The sequence below is a fragment of the Microbulbifer sp. genome (genome assembly GCF_036563125.1).
Taxonomy (GTDB): Bacteria; Pseudomonadota; Gammaproteobacteria; order Pseudomonadales; family Cellvibrionaceae; genus Microbulbifer.
This window is the reverse complement of record NZ_DATCMV010000132.1, coordinates 1-5,976: the sequence shown is the minus strand read 5'-3', so window position 1 is coordinate 5,976 and position 5,976 is coordinate 1. Positions and strand designations below refer to the sequence as shown.

Annotated in this window: 5 protein-coding genes and 1 rRNA gene; 4 read left to right on the top strand and 2 right to left on the bottom strand. The window is 55.5% G+C overall.

Annotated features, from left to right (window positions below; all coding sequences use genetic code 11):
• Positions 1-94: ribosomal RNA gene (gene rrf / locus VIL80_RS10940) — 5S ribosomal RNA — on the top strand; the annotation flags it as partial.
• Between the two features lie 93 nt (positions 95-187).
• On the opposite strand, the gene VIL80_RS10935 is transcribed toward rrf, so the two are convergent.
• Positions 188-928, bottom strand: a complete 741-nt coding sequence (locus VIL80_RS10935; RefSeq protein ID WP_332036148.1) for a Mut7-C RNAse domain-containing protein — start codon at positions 926-928, stop codon at positions 188-190.
• A 100-nt stretch (positions 929-1,028) separates the two neighbouring features.
• Between VIL80_RS10935 and VIL80_RS10930 the strand changes: the two genes are divergently transcribed.
• The 3 genes from VIL80_RS10930 to VIL80_RS10920 are packed head-to-tail and all read left to right on the top strand — an operon-like array spanning position 1,029 to position 4,768.
• Positions 1,029-2,135, top strand: a complete 1,107-nt coding sequence (locus tag VIL80_RS10930; protein WP_332036147.1) for a carbon-nitrogen hydrolase family protein — start codon at positions 1,029-1,031, stop codon at positions 2,133-2,135.
• 28 nt (positions 2,136-2,163) lie between these two features.
• Positions 2,164-3,603 carry a flavin monoamine oxidase family protein gene (locus VIL80_RS10925; RefSeq protein ID WP_332036146.1) on the top strand — a complete coding sequence of 480 codons (1,440 nt, stop codon included), beginning with the start codon at positions 2,164-2,166 and terminating at the stop codon, positions 3,601-3,603.
• Positions 3,596-4,768: a C69 family dipeptidase gene (locus VIL80_RS10920; RefSeq protein ID WP_332036145.1), complete on the top strand. Its 1,173-nt coding sequence runs from the start codon at positions 3,596-3,598 to the stop codon at positions 4,766-4,768. Before VIL80_RS10925 ends, VIL80_RS10920 begins: the two co-directional genes overlap by 8 nt.
• Before the next feature lie 61 nt (positions 4,769-4,829).
• On the opposite strand, the gene VIL80_RS10915 is transcribed toward VIL80_RS10920, so the two are convergent.
• A complete protein-coding gene (locus VIL80_RS10915) occupies positions 4,830-5,864 on the bottom strand; it encodes a DUF6242 domain-containing protein (RefSeq protein ID WP_527250113.1) in 1,035 nt (344 codons plus the stop codon).
• Positions 5,865-5,976: the final 112 nt, after the last annotated feature.

Sequence of the window (5,976 nt, the reverse complement as noted above, 5' to 3'; positions counted from 1 at the left end):
AACCACCTGATCCCTTGCCGAACTCAGAAGTGAAACGCAACATCGCCGATGGTAGTGTGGGGCTTCCCCATGTGAGAGTAGGTCATCGTCAGGTTTTAATTCAAAGGCCCAGTCGCTTACGCGGCTGGGCCTTTTTCTTTTTTGCCGGAGCGTGCCTGCGTTTGGCTCTACAGTATCGACGCAGCTGTTAGCGATCTTTCAGCTTCCTTATCAGTCGCTGCATACGCTCGAAGTGACTGCCTTTCCAGTACACGCGGCCGCAATCATTGCAGTAGGCGAAATCGTTAAAACAGCGTCGGCTGTTTTCGGGAACTTTTGACCACACCGCTTGTTTGTCTACTTTTACCAAGGGTGCATTGCAGAAGGTGCAGCGAGAGAATGGACGGAAGCTGCTCTGTAGCTGCAAGCGCGCCACTATTTCTTCGATCTGGTTTTGAGGCCGTGTAGCGCGCACATAATAAGCGTGCGTCAGAGCTTTCCGTTTCAGTAGTCCTAGATCGCGAGTGAGCAGAATCCGCTGCTGATCCACGGAAATTTCCACCAGACGCTCATCGCTGCAATGTCCATAAAACAGGCAGTCAAAACCGAGCATCCTCAGGTATCGTGCAAGGCGCCCTAGGTGGCAATCGAGGATAAAGCGGGACTCACGCAGTGGATTGGGGCGTAGCCGGGTGATGCTGGAAATATCCAGTGATTCAAACAGTGGGTAGACGCTGACACGGTCGCCGTCCTGCGGTCGCCAGTTAAAATCTACTGACTCGCCATTCACAAGAATCAAGTCCACTTCCGTGTGCGGTATGCCGAGTGTCTCGATTGCATCCTTTATCGTGCCGAGAGCGACAAATTCCCGCGCAAAGCTTCGTTGCCTCAATGGCTTCGGTAGAAAGTCATTTAGTTCGCGATAAACGCGGAATGTCAGTGTTGGCATCTCAGTTCCGCCTAGGAAGTATTGGCCTACAGGTCAATGATTCCGGCCCGGGTAGAACACCGGTATAGTAGTTAAGCTACACATAACAAAACGCAGAATAATGATAAAAAAACTGTTTGTTACTTTTATTTTATGCACTGTGGCGATGGTGGTACTGCTCAATATCCCTCCCTCGAGCAGTGTCAGCGTCGAGCCGCCAATTCTTCTTGAGCCACTCAATACCCCACGTCCGGATACTGGGAACTTGGTATCAATCCAGCCTTACTTAATCGCGGATGACTACGCCAGTGCCGAGCGACTGCAGCGCAAGTTGCGCCTATATCTTCAGCAGGCGCAGCGGGCAGGGTGGCTGGGCGCAAAAACTCTCGTGGTGTTTCCAGAGCATATCGGAACCTGGCTGGTTGCCGAAGGCGAAAGCTTTTTGGTGTACAACAGTCAGAGCACAGGTACCGCACTGTTCTGGTCTGCACTGGGAAACCTGCCGCAATTTGCCCGGCAGCTGATGGTGGAAGCTGCTGCGGATCCTTTTGCCGCCGCGCTGTTTAAATCCAAATCTGCGGAGATGGCGGCGCAGTACCAGCAGATTTTTTCGGGGCTTGCGCAGGAATTTGGTGTGACGCTGGTTGCTGGTTCGATTGTGCTTCCGGATCCGCAAATCGAAAACAACCAAATCTCCCTGAGACCTGGACCGCTGTATAACAATAGCTTTCTTTTCTATGCCGACGGCCGTGTCGCGGGCCCGGTACGTAAAAACTACCCGATCGAGAGCGAGCGACCTTTTATCCAGCCGGGTGATCGAGAGCTCCCCCTTTTCGAAACCCCGCTTGGTCGTCTCGCCGTACTGATCTGTGCGGATAGTTGGTATCCAGATACCTGGCAGCATATTGCATCGGCGGACATTGTGGCGGTGCCGTCTTTTGCCTCGCCCAGTGGTATCTGGCAGCAGCCATGGGCGGGTTATAACGGCGCGGCAATACCGATGGATGTAGATCGCCAGGACATAGGGCGATTGAGTGAAGGTGATGCCTGGCTCAAGTATGCTCTGGCAGGCCGTGGTGGCGGTTTACGGGCGGGGATTAATACCTTTCTTCGCGGTGATCTCTGGGATCTGGGAGATGATGGTCGTACCACGGCAATCATCAATGGTGAGGTCGCTCAGGGGCAGCGTCGTGATAGTGCGGTTATTTCCAGTCTCTGGTTGCCCTGATTTTTAATCGGGATGATCACAAGACGGATTGTATGCAAGGACAATAATAACAATGCAAAACGAAATAGAACCGGAACGTGTTCAGGTCGTGGTGGTGGGTGCCGGGATCTCAGGGCTTCAGGCCGCGCGTCTGTTGCGGGATAAATACTCGATAAAAGTGCTCGAGGCCAGGGAGCGGGTGGGCGGACGGCTACAGAATCATTTTTTTGCCAATGGTGACAGTGTCGATGTAGGCGGGCAGTGGGTAGGGCCGGGGCAGGATCGCATGTACCGGTTGATTGGAGAGCTGGGCTCAAGTGTATGGCCGCTGTATGACTGCGGCGATAACCTGCTTTATCTAGCAGGTAAATCCCGCCGTTATCGTGGCACTATCCCTAAAATCAATCCCATTGCACTCGCGGATCTGGGGATAGCTATGGCTCGATTCGAGTCTATGGCGCGCAGTCTTGACCCAGCGGCACCGTGGCTACACAAGAAGGCGACGTATTGGGATGCCATGACACTGGAAAGCTGGCTGCAGAAAAATTGCCGTACAAAGCTTGCCCGGCAGCTATTTGCCGTGGGAATAGGGGCAGTTTTTGCGGCAGAGCCTACAGAGCTTTCCCTGCTACACGCGCTTTTCTACGCTCGTTCCGGTAATTCCCTGGAAACTTTGCTTGCTGTCACAGGTGGTGCCCAGCAGGACCGTGTGCACGGTGGTACCGCCGGCCTGTGTGAGGCCATGGCACGTGAACTTGGTGAAAGGGTGCAGTGCAATGCGCCCGTTGAAGCGGTTACGGAATTACCCGGCGGCAGCTTACAGGTACGCCACAGGGACGGTGTCATTATTTGTAACCGGGTAATTGTAGCGGTACCCCCTAATCAAGCGCTGCGCATTCGCTTTGAACCGGAACTGCCAGCGTGGCGAGACAAGTTGTTGCAGCGCATGCCCGCCGGTTCCTGTATCAAGTGTATCGCCCGTTATGAAAAACCATTCTGGCGAGACAGTAACCTGTCTGGACAGGTGGCGAGCCCGGAGGGGCCGGTGCGGGTGACATTTGATAACTCCGAGCAGGGCAAGGCTTCCGGTTTATTGATGGGATTTCTGGAGGGTGATGTGGCGCGCTATTACAGCAGTGTGAGTCCCGGGGAAAGGCGCGAGGCGGTACTAGATAGCTTCGCACGTTACTTTGGGGAGACTGCGCGCAACCCGCTGGAATATGTGGACAAGGACTGGAGTAGCGAAGGCTGGACGCGAGGTTGTTATGCAGCGCTGTTCGCTCCTGGTACCTGGACCGGTGGAGGCGAGCGACTTCGGGAGGCAAACGGCCCGATTCACTGGGCGGGAACGGAATTTGCGGTCGAATGGTTTGGTTATATGGAGGGGGCACTGGAGGCTGCCGAACGTGTAGCCGCCGAAGTAAACACAGCGCTAAATGGGGCGGCTGGCTCGAACAATATTGACACGCGAGAGACCCTCCATGTGTGACACGCTGGCATTGCGCGGGCCTGAATTCACCTGGTTGGCCAAGAACAGCGACAGGGACCCGCTGGAGGCTCAGCGAGTAGAGGTGATTCCTGCGGTACATGGTGACAAGGCCAGACGTGTTCGCTGTACCTGGATTGACGTCGCGCAGGTGCCCCATCGTTACGGATGTATCGTCGGTCGCCCGGCTTGGATGTGGGGTGCCGAAATGGGGGTCAATGAATGCGGTCTGGCGATCGGTAACGAGGCGATTTTTTCCCGCAAGGTGTGCCGTAGTGGCGTGGCCTTGCTGGGGATGGATCTGTTGCGCCTGGCACTGGAGCGGGCGGACACGGCAGACAATGCTCTGCAGTTGATGGTCGATCTGCTTGAGCAATACGGACAGGGTGGTCCCGCAGGTTATACCCAAAAAGATTTTCGTTACGACAACAGTTTTCTTATTGCCGACAAAGCGTCTGTTTGGAAGCTCGAAACGGCTGGGCGCCACTGGGCTGCGAAGAAAGTGGAAAATGCGGACAGTATTTCCAACGCGCTGACCATCGGTCGTGACTTTCAATACGGCGATGCGCAGCTGTCCGCACATCCGCTGAATTTTCGCCGCCACTTTGATACCTGGCTGGTGCCGTTTGTCGGTGCCAGCCATCGACGGCGGGATACCAGCCTCAAAGCACTGGGAAAACTTGATATAAACAGCGTTGGCTTTGCGGATTTTGCTCGCCTATTGAGAACACATCGACGTGACAGACCCAGTGGCAATAGTGATCTGTGCATGCACGCCGCGCCCGCGCATTCACCGCTTAAATTCCTGCGCCCATCGCACACCGTCAACAGCATGATCGTGCGCTTGGGCGGCGATGGCCCCCAAGTTGCGTTTACCGGGACGTCCTCTACCTGTGCCAGCCTGTTTAAACCGGTGGGGTTTTCTGCAGGCTGGAGTGTTTGCCAGCGGGACCTGTGGGAGAGGCACAAGGTGTGGCTGGACCATCAGGATTTCACGAACGAAGACCGGGCATGGCTCGAGAAAAAAATTGCAGACGCCGAACGAGAGATATTCACCAATATGGAAAGCGGCCAGCTGGAAGCGTCGGAAAAAGTTGCCCGTCACGCATTGGCGGCCATATTCAACAGTACGATCGAGGATGGTGTACAAGCAGAACTGAGCTTCTAGCGGGGTTGAGCCCGCTGACGCAAGTTGCCGGGGGATAACGGCAACTTGCATAGGGAACGGATTAATCCCGCTGTAGGGTGAGTATGCCGACAGTTCCTTCCGCGCCGGCGCCCAGAATCAGATCGCCGCCGGCAGCCAGTGTGTAGAAACCAGGACCGGTTAATGCTTGCCAGGTTTTCCCGTCATCAAATGAAATGTCACTGCTGGTTTTACCGCTAGCCACACAGGTGCTTTCAATGCAGCTCATGGCGGTGCGCAAACCGCGCTGCCCGTTGTCGGCCAACTTCCACTTTCCCCCTTCATAATTTGCGAGGTTGGGGTAAGTACCCGGGCGATTGGTGAAGTCGCCACCCATCACAAACGCTTCTCCGAGGCTGTTCAATGACAGGGCGTAGCCACCGGACGTCTGGGTTTCCCGGTGAAGGGGGACTTCCGCTTGCTGCCAGGTGCGTCCGTAATCGTTACTGCTGTACACCCGGGCGGCAAAACCGCCCGTAGTGAACCAGGCTTTGCCACCGGTGCCGGTAATGAGGGTATTGCCGCTTGCGGCGAACGCGGCTTCCTTCTCGCTCAGAGCCGGCAGCGCTGCTTTTGGAATACGCTGCCAGTGCTGCCCGCCATCCTCGGTGACCATGACCACGTAATAGCCGTCGACCGGGTCGCCGAGCAGCAGGCCGTGCTTCCGGTTCCAGAAGCCGATGGAATCAAAGAACCCCTGTTCGTCCGGATTAGTGAAGAGTAGTTGCCAGCTCTTGCCGCCGTTTTCAGTCTTGTACAGGCGGGACTGCGCGCCTTCCCCCACGCCCATAACGATCGCGCTCTGATCGTCGAATACGGCAATATCGCGGAAGTCCATTTCCCGCTCGGCGGGGACAGAGACGTCCTGCCAACGGTTACCTCCATCGACGCTGCGCATCACGGTATTCCCCGTGCCGGTAACCCACAGACTCGCAGGACCCACCGCGCTGCCCCGGAGTGAGGATTTATTCCCGAGGTGTTGCACTTTCCACTGAGGTAGTTTTTCAGCCCCGTTGGAGTGGGGGGAATGGAATAGTAAAAAGGAAAGGAGAGCCGTTAATAGTGGACGAATTAGCATCTGAAGTTCTCGGCTTGTGATTATTGTTTTGTGCACGGAGTGCTGTAAACACAATTACAGACAATATTCTGCACGGTAACACAGTCTGTAGGCGAAATAGCCCGTGAAGACT